The organism is Streptomyces sp. NPDC103540 (assembly GCF_055584445.1).
On sequence record NZ_JBVJMA010000002.1, the window covers coordinates 1 to 22,306 of the forward strand.

The window sequence follows — 22,306 nt, forward strand, 5'->3', positions numbered from 1 at the left end:
TCACCACCCTCCACCACCAACCGCCACAGATCCTCCGGAGAACCCACCCCACCCGGATACCGGCAGCTCATCCCCACGATCGCGATCGAATCCTCGACCGAAACCGCCACGGACGCGACCGACCCGACACCATCGACACCGGTGGCACCGACCAACTCGGACAGCAGGAAACGAGTGAGCGCTTCGGGGGTCGGCTGGTCGAAGACGAGGGTCGCGGGAAGCCGCAGGCCGGTGGCCGCGTTGAGGGCGTTGCGCAGCTCGACGGCGGTCAGCGAGTCGAAGCCGAGCTCCTTGAAGGGGCGTTCCGTCTCGACCTGGTCCGGTGTGGCGTGGCCGAGGACCGTGGCGACCTGACGGCGCACGAGGTCGTTCAGGAGGCGTTCCTGTTCGGCTTCGGGCAGTCCGGCAAGGCTGCCGGTCAGGGCGTCGGCCCGGTCCGCGGGAGCGGCGCCGGCGCTGGTGTCGTCGGGGCGACCGTGGGCCGGTCGCGTGGGGGGCTTGACGAGGGCCCGCAGGAGGGTGGGCACCTTGCCTTCGGTGGCCTGTACGCGGAGACCGGCGGTGTCGAGTGGCGCCGGGAACAGGACGTCCCCGTCGGCCGCGCACGCGGCGTCGAAGAGGGCGAGGCCGGTGGTCGAGTCCATGGCGGCGAGGCCCATGCGGCGGATGCGGGCGAGGTCGGCGGAGTGCAGTTTGCCGGTCATCGCGCTGTCTTCGGCCCACAGCCCCCAGCCCAGGGACACGGCGGGGAGTCCGGCGGCGCGGCGCAGCTGGGCCAGGGCGTCCAGGAAGGCGTTGGCGGCGGCGTAGTTGGCCTGGCCGGCTCCGCCGAGGGTCGCGGAGACGGAGGAGAAGAGGACGAACGCGGACAGGTCCGCGTCCCGCGTGAGTTCGTGCAGGTGCAGTGCGGCGTCCACCTTCGGGCGCAGGACGTGGTCGACGCGTTCGGGGGTGAGGGCGGGGACGACTCCGTCGTCGGTGACGCCGGCCGCGTGGATCACACCGGTCAGGGGCCGGTCGGCGGGGATCGTGGCGAGCAGCGCGGTGAGGGCGGTCCGGTCGGCGACGTCGCAGGCGGCGGTGGTGACGCGGGCGCCGAGTGCGGTGAGTTCGGCTTCGAAGTCGGCCGCGCCCGGGGCGTCGGGTCCCCGGCGGCCGGTCAGCAGGAGGTGGCGTACGCCGTGCTCGGTGACGAGGTGGCGGGCGACGAGCCGGCCGAGGGTGCCGGTGGCTCCGGTGACCAGGACGGTGCCGTCCGCCCGGAACGGCGGCGGCGGGTCGTTCGGCGCGGTGCGGCCCGCCCGTACCAGGCGAGGCAGCAGTACGGCGTCGGCGCGTACGGCGGCCTGCGGTTCGCGGGTGCGGAGGGCGGCGCGGACGGCGGCGCGTCCGCGGTCCCCGTCGGGGTCCAGGCCGGGTTCCAGGTCGAGGAGGACGAAGCGGCCGGGGTTCTCCGACTGGGCGGAGCGTACGAGTCCCCAGACGGCGGCCTGGGCCGGGTCGAGGTCCGCGCGTTCGGCCGGGTCGGTGGCGACGCCCCGGTGGGTAACCAGGACGAGCGGGGTCGGGTCGGGGTGTTCCTCGGCGAGGGCCCGGCGCAGGAGCCCGAGGGTGTGGTGGACGGCGGCCCGTACGCGTTCGGCCGGGTCGCCCGGCGGCAGCGCGCCGTCGGGGGCGGCGGGGGTCGTCGTGGCCACGACGTGGTCGGGGGTGGGGGCGCCGGCCGGTGCGTCGGCGGGGATCCAGTCGAGGCGGAGGAGGGAGTCGACCCGGGGTCGGGTGGCCTCGCGCAGCCGGGCGGCTGAGACCGGGCGCAGGACGAGCGCGCCGATGGAGGCGACGGGCCGGCCCGACGCGTCGGCGACCAGCACCGACACGGTGTCCTTGCCGGCGGGGGTGAGCCTGATGCGTACGGCGGAGGCGCCGCCGGCCCGCAGGGTGACGTCGTTCCAGGAGAAGGGCAGCAGGCCCTGGCCGGTCTCGGAGCCGGAGAGGAGGCCGAGCCAGGAGGCGTGCAGGGCGGAGTCGAGGAGGGCCGGGTGCAGCCCGTACGCGCCGGCGTCGGGCGCGGAGCTTTCGGGGAGGGCCGCGGAGGCGTACACCGTGTCGCCCTGCCGCCATACCTGCCCGAGGCCGCGGAAGACCGGGCCGTAGCCGAATCCAAGGTCGTCGAGGAGGTCGTAGAGGTCGTCGGTGGCGACGGGTACGGCGTCGCGCGGGGGCCATACGGCGAGTGCGGACTCCGGCTCCCGCAGCGCGGTCGCCGTGGGCGGTTCGGCGTGGAGGGTACCGCCGGCGTGACGCGTCCAGTCCCCGCCTCCGGAGGGGTCCTCCGGGCGGGAGTGCAGTTCCAGCGGGCAGCGGCCGGAGGTGTCCCGCGCGCCGACCGTGAGCCGGAGCTGGACCCCGCCGTGTTCGGGCAGGACCAGCGGGGCTTCGAGGGTGAGGTCCTCGATCCGTGCGCAGCCGGCCTCCTGTCCGGCCCGGAGGGCCAGTTCCACGAGGGCGGTGCCGGGGACGAGCACGACTCCGGAGACCGTGTGGTCGGCGATCCAGGGGTGGGTGGCGAGGGAGAGTCGGCCGGTGAGCACGATGCCGCCGTCGGGGAGTACGACGGTGGCGCCGAGCAGGGGGTGCTCGGTGTCGGTGACGCCGATCGCGGTGACGTCGGTGGTCGCGGGGACGTGCAGCCAGTGGTTCTCGCGCTGGAAGGCGTAGGTGGGCAGGTCCACGCGTTCGGCGCCGCGGCCGGCGAGGACGGCCGACCAGTCGACGGGCGTGCCGTGGACGTGGAGGTGGGCGAGGGCGGTGGTGACGGCGAGGTCCTCGGCCCGGTCGGTGCGCAGCAGCGGGACGGCGACCGCGTCCCGGTCCGGGGAATTCCGGTCCGCAGAGTTCCGGTCCAGGGACTCCTGGGTCAGGGCGGTCAGGACCCCGCCGGGGCCGATCTCCAGGAAGGTGCCCACGCCCTGGTCGGTGAGGGTGTCGACGGCGTCGGCGAAGCGGACGGCCTCGCGGGCGTGGCGGAGCCAGTGGTCGGGGGTGCCGAACTCCTCGGCGGGGACGATCCGTCCGGTGAGCGTGGAGACGATCGGCAGCGTCGGGGTGCCGAAGGCGACCGTCCGCAGGACCGTCCTGAACTCCTCCGCCATCGGGTCCATGAGCGGGGAGTGGAAGGCGTGCGAGACCGTCAGCGGCTTCGTCTTCCGGCCTTCGCCGGCCAGCCGGTCGACGACGGCCGCGACCGCCTCCGCCTCACCCGAAACCACCACCGACGTCGGCCCGTTGACGGCCGCGATACCCATACGGTCCTCGAAACCGGCCAGCAGCGCCCGCACCTCCGCCTCGGAGGCCTGGACGGCGACCATCACTCCCCCGGCGGGCAGCTCCTGCATCAGGCGACCCCGCGCGGCCACCAGACGGGCCGCGTCCTCCAGCGACAACACCCCCGCCACGTGCGCGACCGCGAACTCACCCACCGAATGCCCCGCCAGGAAGTCCGGCCGCACACCCCACGACTCCACGAGCCGGAACAACGCCACCTCGACCGCGAACAACGCCGGCTGCGCGAAGACCGTCCGGTTCAACAGCTCCGCGTCCCCACCGAACACCACCTCACGCAACGGACGCTCCAGATGGACGTCCACCTGCGCGCACACCTCGTCGAAGGCATCCGCGAACACCGGGAAGGCGGCATACAACTCCCGCCCCATACCGAGCCGCTGACTGCCCTGCCCCGAGAAGAGGAACGCGGTGCGGTCGGCTTCGTCCGGGGTGGCGGATTCGGTGCCGCCCGTGATGACGGTGTGGGGTACGGGGGTCTGCGTCCCCGCGCCCTCGCCGGCGAGGGTCGCCAGGCCGCGGAGCAGTTCGTCGCGGCCGGTGCCGATGACGGCGGCCCTGCGCTGAAGGGCGGCCCTGCCGGTGGCGAGGGAGAAGCCGATGTCGAGCGGGGTGGCGTCGTCGTGGTCGAGGAGGTGCGTGCGGAGGCGGTGGGCCTGTGCGCGCAGCGCGGTGGAGTTCTTCGCGGAGAGCAGCCAGGCGACGGCGGTCGGCTCGGTGGCGCGCTCGTGGGTGGGCTCGGGCTCGGGAGCGACCGAGGGCGCGGGTGCGGGGGCGACCGAGGGGGCGGGCTCGGGGGCCTCTTCGATGATGACGTGGGCGTTGGTGCCGCTCACGCCGAAGGCCGAGATGCCGCCCCTGCGGGTGTGGTCGGGTTCCGCGGGCCAGGCGACGGGTTCGGACAGCAGCTCGACCGAGCCCGTCGACCAGTCGACGTGCGGGGTCGGGGCGTCCACGTGCAGGGTCTTGGGCAGTTCGGCGTGGCGCAGGGCCAGCACCATCTTCATCACGCCGGCGATGCCGGCGGCGGCCTGGGTGTGGCCGATGTTCGACTTGAGCGAGCCCAGCCACAGGGGCCGGTCCGCGGGCCGGTCCTGCCCGTAGGTGGCCAACAGCGCCTGCGCCTCGATCGGGTCGCCGAGCTTCGTTCCGGTGCCGTGCGCCTCCACGGCGTCGACCTCGCCGGCCGTGAGACCCGCGTCGGCCAGGGCCTGGCGGATGACCCGCTGTTGCGCGGGCCCGTTGGGGGCGGTGAGTCCGTTCGAGGCACCGTCCTGGTTGATGGCGGAGCCCCGTACGACGGCCAGCACCCGGTGCCCGTTGCGCCGCGCGTCGGACAACCGCTCCAGCAGGACCATGCCGGCGCCCTCGCCCCAGCCGGTGCCGTCGGCGGATGCGGCGAAGGCCTTGCAGCGGCCGTCGGCGGCCAGTCCGCGCTGGCGGCTGAACTCGACGAAGATGCCGGGGCCGGACATGACGGTGACGCCGCCCGCGAGGGCCAGGTCGCATTCGCCCAGGCGCAGTGACCGGACGGCCAGGTGCAGGGCGACCAGCGAGGAGGAGCAGGCCGTGTCGACGGTCAGCGCCGGCCCTTCCAGGCCGAAGGTGTAGGCGAGGCGGCCGGAGACGACGCTGGCGGCCCGGCCGGTCAGCAGGTAGCCCTCCACGCCTTCGGGGGCGCGGCGCAGGCCCGAGGCGTAGTCCTGGCCGTTGGAGCCGACGAACACGCCGGACGGGGTGCCCTTGAGGGTGGCGGGGTCGATGCCGGCGCGTTCGAAGGCCTCCCAGGTGACTTCGAGGAGCAGGCGCTGCTGGGGGTCCATGGCGAGGGCCTCGCGCGGGGAGATCCCGAAGAAGTCGGCGTCGAACGCGCCGGCGTCGTGGAGGAATCCGCCTTCGCGGGAGTAGGTGGTGCCGGGGTGTTCGGGGTCGGGGTGGTAGAGGGCGTCGAGGTCCCAGCCGCGGTTGTCGGGGAAGGCAGTGAGGGCGTCCCGGCCTTGGGTGACGATCTGCCAGAGGTCTTCGGGGGAGGTGACGTTCCCGGGGAAGCGGCAGCTCATCGCGACGATGGCGATGGGCTCGTCGTCGGCCGGTCGGGCGGCGGGCAGGGGGGCGGCGGGGGTGGTGTGCGGGTCGCCTGAGATCCGTTCGTGGAGGTGGCCCGCGAGTGCGGTCGGGTTGGGGTGGTCGAAGACGACGGTGGTGGGCAGGCGCAGTCCGGTGGCGGCGGCGAGGCGGTTGCGCAGTTCGATGGCGGTGAGGGAGTCGAATCCGGTCTCGCGGAAGGCGCGTTGGGGCGGGATGGCGTGGGCGCCGGCGTGTCCGAGGACGGCGGCGGCCTGGGTGCGGACGAGTTCGAGGACGGCCCGGAGGCGTTCGGGGGCGGGCAGGTGCGAGAAGGCGGGGACGGTTCCACCCGCGGTGGTGGGTGTGGTGGGTGCGGCGGCGTCGAGGGCGCGTCGCGCGTCGGGGAGGCGCTCCAGCAGCGGGTAGTGGCCGGTGGGGGCGAAGGCGGGGACGAAGCGGTCCCAGTCGATGTCGGCGACGGTGACGGTGGTGTCGTCGTTGTCCATGGCCCGGCCCAGTGCGGCGACGCCGAGGTCCGCGGCCATGGGGAGGATGCCGCGCCGGGTGAGGTGCTGTTCGGCGTGGTCGCCCATCATGCGGCCGCTGCCCCAGGATCCCCAGGCGATCGCGGTGGCGGGGAGGCCTTGGGCGCGGCGGTGGTGGGCGAGGGCGTCGAGGAAGGCGTTGGCGGCGGCGTATCCGCCCTGGCCTCCGTTGCCGACGACGCCGGCGATGGAGGAGAAGAGGACGAAGAAGTCGAGGTCGTGGCCGGTGGTGAGCTCGTGGAGGTGGAGTGCGGCGTCGGCCTTGGGGCGCAGGACGTGTGCGAGGCGTTCGGTGGTCATGGCGTCGAGTACGCCGTCGTCGAGTACGCCCGCGGCGTGGATGACGCCGGTGAGGGGGTGTGCGTCGGGCAGGGAGTCGAGGAGGCGGGCGAGTGCGTCGCGGTCCGCCACGTCGCAGGCGGCGAGGGTGGCGTGGCAGCCGAGGTCGGCGAGTTCGTCGCGCAGTGCGGTGGCGCCGTCGGCGGCGGGGCCGCTGCGGCCGGCGAGGACGAGGTGGGTGGCTCCGGAGCGTGCGAGCCGGCGTGCGACGTGGGCGCCGAGGGTGCCGGTGCCGCCGGTGATGAGGATGGTGCCGTGGGGGTGGGCGAGGGTGTGTTCGCCGGTGGGGGCCTTGGTGTTCGGTTCCGCGCGGACGAGGCGCCGGGCGAGGGTGCCGGTGGCGCGGACGGCGAGCTCGTCCTCCCCGTCGGGGTCGGCCAGGAGGGTGGTGAGGAGGTCCAGGGCGCGGGTGTCGAGGTGTTCGGGCAGGTCGACGAGGCCGCCCCAGCGCTGGGGGTGTTCGGCGCCGGCGACGCGGCCGAGGCCCCACAGTTGGGCCTGGGCGGGGTGGCGCACGGGGTCCGCGGGGCCGGTGGTGACGGCGCCCGAGGTGGCGCACCACAGGGGTGCGCCGATGCCGGTGTCCCCGAGGGCCTGTACGAGGGTGAGGGTGGCGGCGAGGGCGGTCGGGACGCCGTGTCCGGGGGTGACCCGGGCCGTCGGGTCGTCGGCGAGGAGGGAGAGGACGCCGGTGACCCGGTCGGCGTCCAGGCCGGCTTCGGTGAGCCGGTCGGTGAGGTGTCGTGCCGCGGCGTCCCGGTCGGTGTGGGCGGCGGGGGCCAGGGTGAGGCGTTCGACGCGGGCGCCGCGGGCGGTGAGGGCGTCGTGGACGGCGGTGGCCGTGGCGCTGTCGTGGCGGGCGGTGGTGACGAGGAGCCAGGTGCCGGTGAGCGTCGGCCGGGTGCCGCGCGGGGTCCGGTTGGCGAGGGGGGCCCAGGTGACGCGGTAGCGCCAGTGGTCGACGAGCGCGGTGCGGGTGGAGCGGCGGCGCCAGTGGGCGAGCCGGGCGACCATGGTGTCGAGGGAGGCGTCGGGGGCCAGGTCGAGGGAGCCGGCGAGGGCCTGTACGTCGGCGTTCTCGACGGCTTCCCAGAAGCGGGACTCCTCTTCACCGCCGGTGCCCGTCGCGGCGGGGGCGGCCGGGCCGGCGGCGTCGAGCCAGAACCGGCGCCGCTGGAAGGGGTGGGTGGGCAGGTCGACGGTGCGCGGGCGCAGGCCGGCGAAGGCGGCGGACCAGTCGACGGGGAGGCCGTGGACGTACGCCTCGCCGAGCGAGGTGAGGAACCGGGTGGGGCCGCCGTCGCCGCGGCGCAGCGAGGGCAGTACGTCGGCGTCGGCGCCGGCCGCTTCGGCGGTCTCCTGGAGGCCGATGGCGAGGACGGGGTGCGGGTTGCACTCGACGAAGACCCGGTGGCCGTCCTCGATGAGCCGGCGGGTGGCGGGCTCGAAGCGGACGGTGGTGCGGAGGTTGGTGTACCAGTAGGCGGCGTCGAGTCGGGCGGCGTCGACGATCTCGCCGGTGACGGTGGAGTAGAAGGGCACGCGCGGGGTGCGCGGGGTGATGCCGTCGAGGGCTTCGGCGAGCTCGGCCTCGATGATCTCCACGTGGGCGGAGTGGGAGGCGTAGTCGACGGGGACGCGCTTGGCGCGGACGCCGTCGGCGGTGCAGGCGGCGAGGAGTTCGTCCAGCGCGTCGGCGTCGCCGGAGACGACGATGGAGCGGGGTCCGTTGATCGCGGCGATGCCGAGTCGCCCGTCCCACGGTGCGAGGCGTCGGGTGACGTCGGCGAGGGGTTCGGGTACGGACATCATGCCGCCGAGTCCCGCGAGCCGGCCGAGCAGTCGGCTGCGCAGGGCGACGACGCGGGCGGCGTCGTCGAGGTCGAGGGCGCCGCAGACGGCCGCGGCGGCGATCTCGCCCTGGGAGTGGCCGATGACGGCGGAGGGCTCGACCCCGAAGGAGCGCCAGAGTTCGGCGAGCGACACCATGACGGCCCACAGCGCGGGCTGTACGACGTCGTCGGCGCTGTCGAGCGCGGGCGCGTCGGGTGCGCCGCGCAGGACGTCCTCCAGGGACCAGTCCACGTACGGGGACAGGGCGGCGGCGCAGGCGCGGAGCCGTTCGCGGAAGACGGCGGATCCGTCGAGGAGTTCGACGGCCATGCCGGCCCACTGGGAGCCCTGACCGGGGAAGACGAAGGCGACGCGGCCGCTGTCGGTCGCGGCGCCCCGGACGGTGCGCGGCGAGGTGGCGCCGGCCGCGAGGGCGCGCAGGCCTTCGGTCAGTTCCGCCGTGGTGGCGCCGGTGACGACGGCGCGGTGTTCGAAGGTCGCGCGGGTGGTGGCGAGGGCGTGGCCGATGTCGGCGGGCCGGGTGTCGGTGTGGCCATCGGCATCGGCATCGGCATCGGGGGCGGCATCGGCGTGCGCCTCGACGTGGGTGAGGAGGTCGCGGGCCCGGGCGGTGAGCGCCTCGGGGGTGTGGGCCGACAGCACCCAGGGCACGGGGGTGACGGCGGCCGGGTCGGTGCCGGTCGGGGCGTCGGCCGGCCCGGGGTCGGCGGGACCCGTCTCGGCGGGTGCCTGTTCGATGATGGCGTGGGCGTTGGTGCCGCTGATCCCGAACGAGGAGACCCCCGCGCGGCGGGGCCGGTCCGCGTCGGGCCAGCGCGTGGCCTCGCCGAGCAGCCGTACCCGCCCGCCGGCCCAGTCGATGCGCGGCGAGGGGGTGTCGGCGTGCAGGGTCTTGGGGAGGACGCCGTGCCGCAGGGCCAGCACCGTCTTGATGACGCCGGCGATGCCGGCGGCGGCCTGGGTGTGGCCGATGTTCGACTTGAGCGAGCCCAGCCACAGGGGCCGGTCGGCGGGCCGGTCCTGCCCGTAGGTGGCCAGCAGGGCCTGGGCCTCGATCGGGTCGCCGAGCTTCGTTCCGGTGCCGTGCGCCTCCACGGCGTCGACCTCGCCGGCTGTCAGACCCGCGTTGGCCAGGGCCTGGCGGATGACGCGCTGCTGGGCCGGACCGCTGGGGGCGGTGAGTCCGTTCGAGGCACCGTCCTGGTTGATCGCGGAGCCGCGTACGACGGCCAGCACCCGGTGCCCGTTGCGCCGCGCGTCGGAGAGCCGCTCCAGCAGGACCATGCCGGCGCCCTCGGCGAGGCCGAAGCCGTCGGCGTCCGCGGAGAAGGCCTTCGAGCGGCCGTCCGGGGCGAGGGCGCGCTGCTTGCTGAACTCGATGAAGGAACCGGCGGACGGCAGGACGGTGACACCGCCCGCCAGGGCGAGGGAGCACTCACCGGTGCGCAGCGAACGGGCGGCCAGGTGCAGGGCGACCAGCGAGGAGGAGCAGGCGGTGTCGACGGTGACGGCCGGCCCCTCCAGGCCGAAGGTGTAGGCGAGCCGGCCGGAGGCGACGCCGGCCGTGTTGCCGGTCAGGAGGTGGCCGCTGACGTCTTCGGGCGCCTCGTACAGCCGGGGGCCGTAGTCCTGGGTCATGGCGCCGACGAAGGTTCCGGTGCGGGTGCCGCGCAGGGTGGCGGGGTCGATGCCGGCGCGTTCGAGCACCTCCCAGCCGGTCTCCAGCAGCAGCCGCTGCTGGGGGTCCATGGCGAGGGCCTCGCGCGGGGAGATCCCGAAGAACTCGGGGTCGAAGTCGGCGGCGTCGTGGAGGAGTCCGGCCTCGCGCTGGTAGTAGCGGCCGGGCCGGCCGGGCTCGGGGTCGTAGAGGCCCTCGACGTCCCAGCCGCGGTCGGTGGGCAGGGCGGAGACGGCGTCGCCGCCGTCGGCGAGGAGGCTCCAGAGGGCCTCGGGCGTGTCGATGCCTCCGGGGAGGCGGCAGCTCATGGCCACGATGGCGACGGGTTCGTCCCAGGCGGCCGTGGAGGTGTCGTCGGCGGTCTCCTGCCGGGTGCCGAGGGCTTCGGCGAGGATACGGCGGGCCAGGGCGTGCGGGGTGGGGTGGTCGAAGGCGACGGTGTGGGGCAGGGCGAGGCCGGTGGCCCCGCACAGGCGGTTGCGCAGTTCGACGGTGGTGACGGAGTCCAGGCCCAGGTCCCGGAAGGCCTGCCGGGGGTCGACGGTCGCCGGGCCGGGCAGGTCCAGCAGGGCGGCGGTGACGGACCGGACGAGGTCGGTGGCGGCGTGCTCCCGCTCGGCCTCGGGCAGGAGGGAGAGCCTGCGGGTCAGGGTCGCCCCGTCGGCCTCGGGCGCCGGACCGGGCCGGCGGAAGGGGTAGGTGGGCAGGGCGACCCGCTCGGAGCCGGCGCCGACCTCGACTCCGGGGAAGAGGGTCGCCCAGTCGACGTCGACGCCGTGGACGTGGGCCTCGGCCAGGGCGGTGCGCAGGCGGCGGGGACCGCCTTGGCCGCGGCGCAGGGTGGCGACCGTGACCGCGTCCCGTCCGGCGGCCGACGCGGTGTCCAGCATGGCGGTGGTGAGCGACGGGTGGGCGTTGATCTCCACGAGGGTGGCGTGGCCGTCGGCGAGGAGCGCGTGGGTGGTCTGCTCGAACCGGACGGGGCGGCGCAGGGCCTCGAACCAGAAGTCGGCGTCCAGGGTGCGGCCGTCGACGATGCCGCCGCCGGCTCCGGAGTAGAGCGGGGTGTGGCCGGCGCGGGGTGCGAGGGCGGCGAGCTCGGACAGCATCCGGTCGCGGACGGCGTCCACGTGCGGGGAGTGGGCGGCGGCGCCGACGTCGACCCGGCGGCAGCGGACGCCGTCGGCCTCCAGCGCCGCGCCCAGTTCGCGTACGGCGTCCAGGTCGCCGGAGACGACGACGGACGCGGGACCGTTGTACGCGGCGACGGCGAGCCGGCCCTCCCAGGGGCCCAGTCGCTCCGCGAGCCGGTGGCCGGGCAGGGCCACCGCGAGCATGTCGCCGCCGCGCTGCCCGATTTCGGCCAGGGCATCGCCCCAGGAGGTGACGACGCGGGCGGCGTCGTCCAGCGAGAGGGCCCCGGCCAGGTGGGCGGCGGCGATCTCGCCGACGCTGTGGCCCGCGAAGGCGCGGGGGCGTACCCCGTGGGCCTGCCAGGTCTTCGCGAGCGCGACCTGGAGGGCGAAGGTGGCGGGCGCGCTCACGGCCGGGTCGTCCAGGTCGGGGGCGCCGGGGACGCCGCGGAGCACGTCGGTCGGCCGTACGCGGGTGAAGGGTGCGAGGGCCTGCTCGCAGCGCAGGACGGCGGCCCGGAAGGGGGGTGAGGAGTCGAGGAGTTCCGCGCCCATGGCGGGCCACTGGCCGCCGAGGCCGGGCAGGACGAAGACGGCCGGCCGGCCGGCTGCCGTGCCGAGGACCGCCTCGGGGGCGTATCCGCCGTCCGCCACGCCGGCCAGGGCGTCGAGGAGTTCGGTGGTGGTGTCGCCGAGCAGGACGGCTCGGTGCGCGAAGCGGTGTCGGGTGGTGGCGAGGGCGTGCCCGACGGCGGCGGGGTCGAGCCCGGGGTGTGCGGTGAGGTGGTCGTGGAGCCTCCGTGCCTGGGCGCGCAGCGCCTCGGGCCCGGCGGCGGACAGGATCCACGGCAACGGTCCGGCGGCACCGGGCCCCGCCCCCGGCCCGTCGCCGGAGCGCTCGGTGGGGCGGGCGGCGGGGTACGGGGCGGTGTGCCCGTCGCGGTTGCCGTCGGGGGTCGCGGCGCGGTCCGCGTCGGGGCCGGTACCGGTCCCGACCCCGGTCCCGGTCCCGACCGGGATCGTCGGGGCGGTGCGTCCTTCGCCCGCGGGACGGGTGGCGACGGGGGCGAGCGCGTCGCCTCCGGCGGCGGTGAACCGTCCGTCGGGGGTCAGGACGGCCCGGATCGGGTCCCCGTCGGCCAGGGCCCGGGCCAGGGGCGCGAGCAGCACGGCCCCGTAGCCGGCGGGGTCGGCGCCCTGCGCGTCCTCGCTCCTCGGCGGGCGGACGTCCGGCCCGGCGGCCAGGGCGAGGGTGCTCCGGCCCGAGGCGAGGTCGGCGCGGGCCGCGCGCAGCGCGTCGGCGCCGGACGCGAAGAGGCGTACCGACAGGGCCGCTTCGGGCGCGGACCGCAGGGCGGCGCCCACCGCCGCCTCGACCTCGGCGTCCCGTGCGGGAGCCGCGTCCTCGGGTACGGCGAGGAAGACTCCGGTGCGCGCGCCCGGCACGGCCGTCCGCGCGGACGGGACCACTCCGGCGTCCTCCAGCGCCTCCCACCACACCTCCGCCGCGGCGGGCCCGTACGGCAGCGCCGCGGTACGGCTGTCGTCGAACGGGCCTCCGGGGCGGTCCGCGAGGAATTCCGCGTCGAACGCCTCGAAGTCGGGCGTCCGGGAATCCTCGCTGCCGCCCCGCGGGCGGTGCGCCGACCCGATCGCCACGATCACGTCGTGTTCGCCGGCACCGGATTCGCCCGGCACCGAAACAGACTCGCGCATAGTGTGTGCTCCATCGACCCGTTGAACTACAGCCAATTCGCTTTTTCCGCACCGCTTTTCGGCGTGCGGGCATGCCGGGGAGAGCCCCGTGCCGTTTCCGATGTTCCGTACCGGACGCTCCCCGGCGGGCGGGTGTGGATCGCCGCCGCCGAATTCCCGGCCCGCGTCAGGGGGCGGTGATGTCCTGCCGGATGACGCGTTCGATGTTCCGCTCGGCGAGGGCCGTGATGGTGACGAACGGATTCACGCCGATCGAGCCGGGGATGAGGGATCCGTCGGTCACGTACAGGTTCTTGTATCCGTTGACCCGGCCGTAGTCGTCCGTGGCCTCGCCGAGGACGCAGCCGCCCAGCGGGTGGTAGGTGAAGTCGTCGGAGAAGGCCTTCATCTGCTTGCCGAAGAGGTCGTAGCGGTACATCGTGACGTTGGCCTTGTTGATGCGGTCGAACAGCGACTTGGCGGCGTTGACGGCCGGGGTGTTCTGGTCGCGGGTCCAGCTCAGGTTCGCCCGGTCGGTGGCCGCGTCGTAGACGAAGGTGCCGCGCTCGGGGTTCTTCGTGATGGCCAGGTAGAGGCTGACCCAGGTCTCCAGGCCGGCGGGCATGGGGGCGATCTCGGCGAACACGGGGTTCGTGGGGTTGTCCCAGTCGTCGATGCCCAGGGCGGGGATGGAGGACTGGTTGGCGCCGGTGGGGTTCCACACGTGGTTGGCGCGGGCGGTCATGATGTTGCCGTTGGGGCCCCAGCCGGTGCCGATGCGGGAGCTGAGATTCGCCAGCGCGCCGGTCTCGCGGGCGCGCAGCAGCAGTTCGGTGGAGCCGAGGCTGCCGGCGCCGAGGAACAGGTGGCGGCAGGAGATCTCCTTGGTGGCGAGCAGCCGGCCGTCGGCGTCCTTGTGCTCGACGGTCAGCAGGTAGGTGCCGTCCTTCTGCTGCCGGATGGCCTTGACCCGGTGGAGGGTCTCGATGGTGACCTTGCCGGTGCCGAGGGCGGCGGCCAGGTAGGTCTTGTCGAGGCTCTGCTTGCCGTGGTTGTTTCCGTAGATGACCTCGGCGGCCAGTGCGGACTTGGGGACCTCCCCGGCCGCCTCGCGCCGCATGTGGTCGAAGTCGTAGACGTTGGGGACGTGTACGGTGCCGAGTCCGGCCTTCTGCGCCTGGTCCCGGGAGACGCGGGCGAACTTGTACCACTCGGTGCTCTCGAACCAGCCGTTGTCGATGTGGTTGACGCGGAGCATGGAGTTGGCGCGGGGGAAGTAGCGGCCGTACATCTCGGCGGCGTCCACGCGCGGGAGGACTTCCTCGAAGTAGGAGCGCTTGGGGGCGACGGCCATGCCGCCGTTGACGAGGGAGCCGCCGCCGACCCCGCGGCCCACGTACACGGACATCTGGTCGAAGTTGACCCGGTCCAGGACGCCTGCGTAGGGGTCGATGTCGCGGTTGGCCAGGTCGAGCCAGAGGAAGCTGCCGAGCGGTGCCTCGGTGCGGTTCTTGAACCAGCTGGAGCGCTTGTCTGGGGCGAGCATCCCCGAGAAGACCTTGCCGTCGGGGCCGGGCTCGTTCCACAGTCGGCCCATCTCCAGCATGACCGTGCGCACGCCGGCCTCGCCGAGCCGCAGGGCGGACACGGCGGCGCCGTATCCGGTGCCGATGACCACGGCGGGGACGAAGGCCGGGCCGGCGGCGCGGTCGGCGGCGAGGGCCCGGGGCGCGCCGATGGTGGTGCTGCCCGCGACGGCGGCGGCGCCGAGGGCCGCCAGTCCGAGCATGCGGCGGCGTGACAGGTGCTGTTCCACGGTGTGTACCTGGCTTTCGAGGGAGGGCGAGCGGTGGTGCGGGGGGGTGGAGGGCCCCGGTGGGGAGGCGGGTGGGGCCTCAGGGGGTGGTGTGGAGGGTGATGGCCGCGCAGGGGCACTGGTCGGCGGCCTCGCGCACGGCGGCGTGCAGGGCCGCGGGCGGGCGGGGGTCGAGGAGCACGACGACGCCCTCGTCGCTCTGGTCGAAGACCTCGGGGGCGACCAGTGCGCACATGCCGGCGCCGCAGCAGCGTCGTCGGTCGACCTCCACCCGGGGCGGGCCGGCGCTCACCAGGCGACGGGCAGCGCGTACACGCCGTAGACCTGCATGTCGTGGCGGAGGCGGATCTCCTCGGCGGGGCACGCGAGGCGCAGGCGGGGGAAGCGTTCGAGCATCGCGGTGAATCCGACGCGCAGTTCGATGCGGGCGAGTTGCTGGCCGAGGCACTGGTGGATGCCGTGGCCGAAGCCGAGGTGACCGGCGGCGCGGCGGGTCACGTCGAAGGACTCCGGGTCGGGGAAGCGCTCGGGGTCGCGGTTGGCCGCGGCGAGGGAGACCATCACGACCTCGCCCTCCTTGACGAGGACGCCGTCGATCTCGACGTCCTCCAGGGCGGCCCGGGTGGGACCGTGGTGGACGATGCTGAGGTAGCGCAGCGTCTCCTCGACGGCGCCCTCGACGAGGGAGGGGTCGGCGCGCAGCGCGGCGAGCTGGTCGGGGTGTTCGAGCAGGGCGAAGGTGCCGAGGGCGAGCTGGTTGGCGGTGGTCTCGTGGCCGGCGACCAGCAGCAGGAAGGCGATCGAGGTGAGTTCCTCGTCGGTGAGGTCGGGGTCGGCGGCGATCAGCCCGCTGAGGATGTCGTCGGCGGGTTCGGTGCGCTTGAGTCGGACCAGGCCGCCGAGGTAGGCGGCCAGGGCCATGAAGGCCTCGGTGACGTCCTCGGTGGATTCGCCGAAGCTGCTCCAGACGTGGGTGTGGTGCTGGAAGGTGTCGCGGTCGGCGTAGGGCACGCCGAGGAGTTCGCAGATGACCAGGGACGGGATGGGCAGGGCGAAGTGCTCGAAGAGGTCGGCCGGTGAGCCGAGCCGTTCCATCTCGTCGAGGCGTTCCGCGGTGATCTTCTCGATCCAGTCGGTGAGCTGTCGCATGCGTCGGACGGTGAACTGCCCGACGAGGAGCTTGCGGTAGCGGTGGTGTTCGGGGTCGTCGTGCTGGATGAACATGCCGGGCGGTGCGGCGGGGGCCTCGTCGAGGGTCGCGGCGCGGGGCACCGGCGGGTGCTTGAGTTCGCCGCGGGCGCTGAACCGGGGGTCGGCGAGGACGGTGCGGGCGGCGGAATATCCGGTGACGAGCCATCCGAGGTGGCCGTCCGCGAATTCCATGCGGGATATCGGTTCGGTGCGGCGCAGTGATCGCGTCGCCGGGGGCGGGTTGAAGTATCCCTCTCGGACAGTGGAAAAGGTGACCGGTGCGCCCTGGCTCATTTCCGCCCTTCCATGGCTGGCCTCGTTCGACTGGATTTCTTCGGAGGGGCGTCTCGTGGCGGGATGGACACGCCGTCGACGCTTTCCGAGCACGGTGTTCTTCTTCGAACACCGATTTCCGCGCTGTTCGATCACCGTCGAAAATGACGGTATGGAGGCGCGGTGAAGGGTGTCAACGAAATCAATCCGGGGCGGGCTAACCCTGTGGGCGTCGGGCCGGAGGTACGGTTACCGGGGGTACCGGGAGGGCTTCGGTTCGGTTCGGTCGCCCCCGGCCGTACGGTGCGCTACGGGTGGGTGCCGGGGTCGGCGTCGGCCAGCAGCGCGGCCATCGGGGCGAGTTCCGCGCGTCCGTCGATGCGCAGCTTGCGGTAGGCGTGGGTGAGGTGCTTCTCGACGGCCCTCGAACTGACCTGGAGCCGTTCGGCGATGGCCTTGTTGGGGGTGCCGGCCGCCGCGAGGCCGGCGACGCGGCGTTCGGTGCGGGTGAGCGTCGCGACCGCGTCGGCGCCCCGGTGGCCGGCGATGGTGCCCAGGGCCCGGGTGGCGCGTTCGGCGATCCAGGGCGCGCTGCAGGCGAGGCCCTCCTCGCGGGCCCCGGTCAGGCGGTGTTCGGCCTCGGCCTCGCGTCCGGCGGCCAGGAGCCTTCTGCCGAGGAGCAGTGCGGTGCGGGCCCGTTCCAGGGCGTTGGCGGTCCGTTCGAGCGTGGCGGCGGATTCGCGCAGCAGGGCCAGGCCCTGCTCCCCCTCGGTGAGGGCTCCCCTGCCGCGTTGGGCCCGGCCGATGGCCACCGGGCCGCCCCAGTGGACGGCGCGCGCGTACTCCTCGTCCATGAGGTCGTGGGCCCGGTCGGCGCTGCCCATGCGGTGGTGGAGCACGGACGCCGAGGAGCGCCAGGGGCTGATGGCCGGGTTGCGCCTGCCGGCGCCCTCGGCGGTGCGGCCCCAGTCGAGGAAGCAGGCCAGGGCGGTCGGCAGGTCGTCGCGCAGGACGGCGGCCGCGGCCCGGACCAGGGGGCGCAGGGAAGGGCGTTGTCCCTGGCCGGTGTGCTCCCGGCAGCCGGCCAGCAGCCGTTCGCACAGGGTGGCGTCCCGGGCTTCCAGGGCGGCCACCACGACGGGGGCCAGGGTCTGGAGCGCCGCCCAGTCGGTGACGCCCCGGTCGAGCGCCTCCCCGGCGTGGGCGCGCGCCCGGGCCAGGTCGCCCCGGGCCAGGGCGAGGCGGGTGAGTTCGACGGCGATGAGGGCGCGCGGTACGTCGACGTTCTCCCGGCGGGCCCGGTCGTAGGCGGTGTGCAGCCAGGGGTCGATCGTGTCGAGGGAGCCGGCGGCGGCCAGGATGTCGGTGAGCAGCGGGAGGGCGGTGTGGACGTGGTCGGGGGTGGCGGGCTCGTGTTGGAGTACGCGCTCGGCGAGCGGTACGGCCTCGGCGGCGGTGACCTGTTGGGTGGTGACGGCGTCGTGCAGCAGTACGGTGACCAGTTCGCGTTCGGCCGCGGTGTCCAGGCGGGGGGCGGGCCCCAGGGCGCGCAGTCGGTCCCCGCTCGTGGTGGGCGTCGTGGGGCCGGTCACCGCCGCGTGGCGCAGTCGGGCCTCCAGGCGCAGGGCGTGCCCGCGCGTGGCGGCGTCGGGGGGCGTGGCCGCGAGGAGTTCCGCGGCCGTGCGGACGACGGCTTCGACGGTGGAGGGCGGGCAGCCTTCGAGCAGGAAGGGAGGGATCCGGCCGGCGGCCCGGGCGCGGCGGTCGGTGTCGGGCAGCAGGAGCAGTGCCTCGGCGAAGTGGCGGAGGGCGGCTCTGGGGGCGAAGTCTCTTTCGATCCCGGCGAGTTCGCAGAGCAGTTCGGCGCGCTCGGATCCGTCGGGGCGGCCGGCGAGGAGGGCGCGGCGCAGGTAGCGGGCGGCGTCGTCCGGGGCCGCGCGCCGCAGTGCGGCGTGCGCGGCGGCCCGTAGGACGTCGAGGGCCCAGGCCTGCTCGCAGGGGGCGGCGGCGATCAGTTGGGCGGCGGCCCGTTCCGCCGGGTGGCCTTCGTGGTGCAGCAGGAGGGCCGCGTGGAGTCGGGTCTCCTGTGTTTCGGCCGGGCTCATCGCCTCCTCGATCGCCTCGCGCACCACCGGGTGGACGAAGCGGGGTCGGGTGTCCTCGGCGAGCAGGCCGAGTCGGCGCAGTACGCGGGCGGACTCGCCGCGTCCGGTGTCGTCGAGTCCGGCGAGGCGGCCGGCGAGTTCCTCGTCGGCGCCCTCACCGAGGACGGCGAGGGCGGTGGCGAAGGCCCACACCGTGGGGCGGGCGCTGCGCAGGGCCGCGGCGAGGCGTTCACGCAGTCCGTCCGGCCGGAGCGCCCCGAGGGCCCGCAGGGCGTCGGGGGTCGGTGCGGCGGGTCCGGGGTCGGCGGCGGCGAGGGCGTCGAGGGTGGCGGTGAGCAGCAGCGGATGGCCGCCGGTGGAGGCGTGGCAGGCGTGTGCGAGGGCCTGGTCGACGGGTCGGCCGAGGTGGGCGGCGGCGAGTTCCGCGGTGGCGTCGGCGGGCAGCGGGCCCAGGCGCAGGAGGTGCGCGGCGCGGGCGGTGAGGTGCTGGAGGTGGGGTTCGTCCTCGCCGGGGTCTCCTTCGCGCAGGGCGGCGACCAGGGTGACGCGCAGCCGGGGCAGCCGTGCGGCGAGCCGGCCGAGCCGGTGCAGGGAGGGGAGGTCGGCCCATTGGAGGTCGTCCACGAGCAGGAGCAGCGGTTTGCGCCGGCCGTGTTCGGCGACCAGGGCGAACAGCGCGGCGTCGTGTTCGGCTCCCGCTCCCGGGTCCGCGCGGTCGTCGGGCGGTGCGAGGTCGGTGCCGGGCAGCAGGGGGGTGAGGAGTTGGTCGAGCACCCCGAGGGGGAAGGCGCGTTCGTGGACCGACCCGGCGGCGGTGACGACGCGGATGCCGCGGCGTTCGGCGAGCGCCGGCAGGGCCCGTAGCAGGGCGGTCTTGCCCATGCCGATGCCGCCGGTGACCACGATCACGGATCCGCCGCCGCCGGCCGGCCGGGCGATGGCGTCCAGCGCGTCGGTGATCAGGGCGAGTTCCTTGCGCCGGTGGAGCAGTGGCCTCATCGGGTTTCCTCCCTCGTCGTGCGCTCCAGGGCTTCGGCCAACCGGGGGCGTCCTCGGATGCCGAGCTTGCGGTAGGCCTTCGTCAGGTGCAGTTCCACGGTGCGGGGGGTGACGGCCAGTTCCTCGGCGATGGCCCGGTTGGACATGCCGCCGGCGGCGAGCGTGGCGACGCGCGACTCGGCGACGGTCAGCGGCCCGCCCCCGGCCGGGGTGCCGGCCGCGCGGACGCCTCCGCCGTCCGGGGCCGCGGCGCCGGCGGCCCGGGGCGGGGGCCCGGCCGGCTGTGCGGAGGACGGCGCGGTCGGGGACTGCGTACGGGACGCGGGCGGCGGCGCGGTCGGGGACTGCGTACGGGACGCGGTCGGGATCTGGCCCCGGGGGGCGGGGATCGGCGCGGGACGGGGGGCGCGGACGGGTGCGGTCGCACGGGGCGGGGTCGCCGGCGGCTCGGGCGCCTGCGGTCGTGCGGGCCCGCCGGCCGGGGGCCGCGGCGCCCCGCCGGGCCGGTCCCCGCCGGGCCGGTCCGCGCCGGTTCGGTCCGCGCCGGTTCGGTCCGCGCCGAGCAGGCGGTCGACCGTGAGGTGGCCGGAGAACGGGGCCGTGCCGAGGGCGACCAGTGCCTGCCGGTAGCGCCAGCCGGCCGGCGGCGGTGGTGTCGTTTCCCGGGGGGCGCCGCCCCCGGGGGTCTCCCCCAGCGCCGCCGCCAGGGCGGCGGGCGAGCCCCACAGCAGGGCCCGCCTGCGCTCCTCGGCCAGCAGCCGCACCGCCAGCGGGTCCTGGGGGTCCCGGGTCCGCGCGGCGTACGAACGCCAGGGCAGCACGGCGGGGTTGGGCGCCTGCCGGGCCAACAGCTGTCGGCCGCACTCCAGCAGGTCGGCCAGGGCCGCGTCGCGCTGCCCGCGGGCGAGCCTGACCCGGCCGCGGGCGTAGAGCAGGTACGCCCAGGGCAGCCCGCCCTCGGCGCCCGGCGGCAGCCAGGTCACCAGGGTCCGTTCGGCGGCGTCCGGGTCGCCGCGCCGCAGGTGCAGCAGCGCGCGCAGTGCGAGGGGGCCGGGAGCCATCAGGGGGTGGTGGCGGCGCCTGGGCATGATCTCCTCGCACCGGTCGAGGGCGTCCGCGGCGGCGGCGTCGCGCCCGTCGCGCAGTTCGGCGACGCAGGTGACGAGGAGGACGAGGCCGGCGACCGGGGCGGCGTCACGGTGTGCGGTGCGCACGAGGACCGCGTCGAGGGCGAGACGGGCCTGCGCGAGGTCCCCGCACAGGACGAGCGCGTACGCGGCCGCCGCCAGGACGGTGCCGGGGACGGGTTCGCGCGCCTCGGGGGCCAGGGCCGTCCGGGCGAGCCGTCGGGCCCCGTCGATGTCGAGGCCGCGCTGCGCGGTGCGCCAGGCGGCCACGGCGGCCTCGGCGGCCCGCTCCGGGCCGGGGCGGACGAGGTCGGGCGGGGCCGGGGCGCCGTCCTCCGGGTCGGGGCGGGCGTACTCGGTGATCCGGTACAGGGCCCGCAGGCCGGAGTGTTCGGCGCTGCCCGGCCGCGCCTCGGCGACGGCCCGGGCGATCAGGGGCCGGGGGGTGACGATGTCGCCGCGGGCCACCAGCAGTTCCGCGGCGCGCAGCCGGGCCCCGGACATCGCCTCGTCGACGTGGCCGGGGCCGGAGCCAAGGCCGGAGCCGGGACCAGGGCCGGGGCCGAGACCGGGACCAAGGCCGGGACCAAGGCCGGCGCCGGGACCAGGGCCGGAGCCGGGACCGGGTGCCGGGACGTGCAGGGCCCGATGCAGGTGGCGGCTCGCGGTCTCGGGCTCGGCTGGCAGGACGGCCGCGGCGAGTTCGGTCAGCAGCCGTACGCGCAGGGCCGGCGCCACCGGTTCGCGCAGGGCCCGCTCCAGGAGCCGGGCGGCCCGGGCGGTGCGGCCGTCGGCCCGGCACGCGGCGGCCTCGCGGCGCAGGCACTCCACGGCCCATCCGGCGCCGGTCCTGCGGGCGAGCAGCAGCATCCGGGCCACGGCGCGGTCGGGCAGGGCGGCGCGGTGGGCCCATTGCGCGGCGCGGGCGTGGAGTTCCTCCCGCCGGGCGGTGTCGAGGTCGGCGAGGACGGCGCGGGCGGCGGCGTCGTCCCGGAAGGCGGGGCGCGGTCCGGGGGCCGGCAGGCCCGTGCCGGACAGCAGGGTCAGGGCGCGGGCGGTGCCGAGGGTGCGGTGGGCGGTCAGGGCGTCGATGAGGCCGGGGGTGGCCTCGGGCCCCGCGACGGCGATGGCCCCCAGGACCTCGCGCAGTTCGGCGGGGAGCAGGGCGAGCGTGCGGACGGTGCGTTCCCTGACCGCCTCCGCCGCGCTCTCGGCCAGGTGGTCGAGGTGGTCGGCGTCGTGGCTCCAGCCGTTGCGGACGAACCGTTCGACGACCGAACGGAGCAGGGCCGGGTTGCCCGCCAGGTGGTGGTGGGCGGCGGCGCGGAAGGCCGCGTCGGCGGGGGCGCGCCCGTCGGCGGCGAGGACGGCGGCGACGGCCTCGTCCGACAGCGGGGCCAGGTCCAGCCGGTGGTGGGCGACGGCGCGGGCGTCGGCGAGCGGGCAGGGTTCGATCCGGTCGTCGGGGGCCTGCGGCACGGCGCTGTTGTGGGAGGTGAGCAGCATGAGGGGCGTTCCGGCCAGGCGTCGGGCCAGCGCCTGCAGGCGGCGCAGGGACTGCGGGTCGGCCCATTGCGCGTCGTCGACGACGAGCAGCAGCGGCCGGTCGCGGGCGGCGGCCAGGAAGGAGGCGCCCCGGTCCTCGGCGCGACGGCCCATCGTCCCGCCCGGGTGGCCGGGGTCGACGGCCGCGCCCGGGCCTGCGGCCGTGGTCGGCGGGGCGTGGCCGGCGGTCGGGGCGGTCGCGGTGGGGCGGGGTCGGGCGAGGGGGGCTGCGGGCGGCCGGGCGTGGAGTTGGGCGTGGAGTTGGTCGGTCACGCCGTGGGGCAGGTGGGTCTCCTCGGGCGACGCCTGGGCGGCGGCGACCCGGATCCCCGCGTCCCCGGCCAGGGCCGTCGCGTGGTGCAGCAGGGCGCTGCGTCCGATGCCGGGCGGGCCGTGCACCTCGACGAGCGCGGCCCGGCCCAGACGTACGTCGCCCAGCAGGCCGCGCAGCAGCCGGTGTTCGGCTTCCCGTCCGGGCGGCGCCGCCGTCGGGTCGCCGGGGGCGTCCGGCCGGTGCCGGCGGGTCGGGGACGCCGATGTGGTGCGTGCCATGGCTGTCCGTCCTCCTGGATCTCGTGGATCGATCGGGCTCCCCGG

Annotated in this window: 6 protein-coding genes; all 6 read right to left on the reverse strand. The window is 75.7% G+C overall.

Going from position 1 to position 22,306, the window contains the following annotated elements:
• Positions 1-12,674 (reverse strand): type I polyketide synthase (locus tag ACZ6ZI_RS04685; RefSeq protein WP_469515904.1); only part of this gene is annotated, 12,674 nt, incomplete at its 3' end.
• A gap of 166 nt (positions 12,675-12,840) precedes the next feature.
• Positions 12,841-14,442 (reverse strand): GMC oxidoreductase, encoded by a 1,602-nt coding sequence (locus ACZ6ZI_RS04690; protein ID WP_469517613.1) that lies wholly within the window; start codon positions 14,440-14,442, stop codon positions 12,841-12,843.
• Positions 14,443-14,548: 106 nt separating this feature from the next.
• On the reverse strand, positions 14,549-14,761 hold the full coding sequence (locus tag ACZ6ZI_RS04695; protein ID WP_469515907.1) for a ferredoxin: 213 nt from the start codon (positions 14,759-14,761) through the stop codon (positions 14,549-14,551).
• Positions 14,758-15,852, reverse strand: coding sequence for a cytochrome P450 (locus tag ACZ6ZI_RS04700; protein ID WP_469515910.1), 1,095 nt, complete (start codon positions 15,850-15,852; stop codon positions 14,758-14,760). The genes ACZ6ZI_RS04695 and ACZ6ZI_RS04700 overlap by 4 nt, the downstream gene beginning before the upstream one ends.
• Positions 15,853-16,241: 389 nt before the next feature.
• Entirely contained in the window at positions 16,242-19,037 is a 2,796-nt protein-coding gene (locus tag ACZ6ZI_RS04705; protein WP_469515915.1) for an AAA family ATPase, read from the reverse strand.
• Positions 19,034-22,261: a helix-turn-helix transcriptional regulator gene (locus tag ACZ6ZI_RS04710; RefSeq protein ID WP_469515918.1), complete on the reverse strand. Its 3,228-nt coding sequence runs from the start codon at positions 22,259-22,261 to the stop codon at positions 19,034-19,036. The genes ACZ6ZI_RS04705 and ACZ6ZI_RS04710 overlap by 4 nt, the downstream gene beginning before the upstream one ends.
• Positions 22,262-22,306 lie beyond the last annotated feature (45 nt).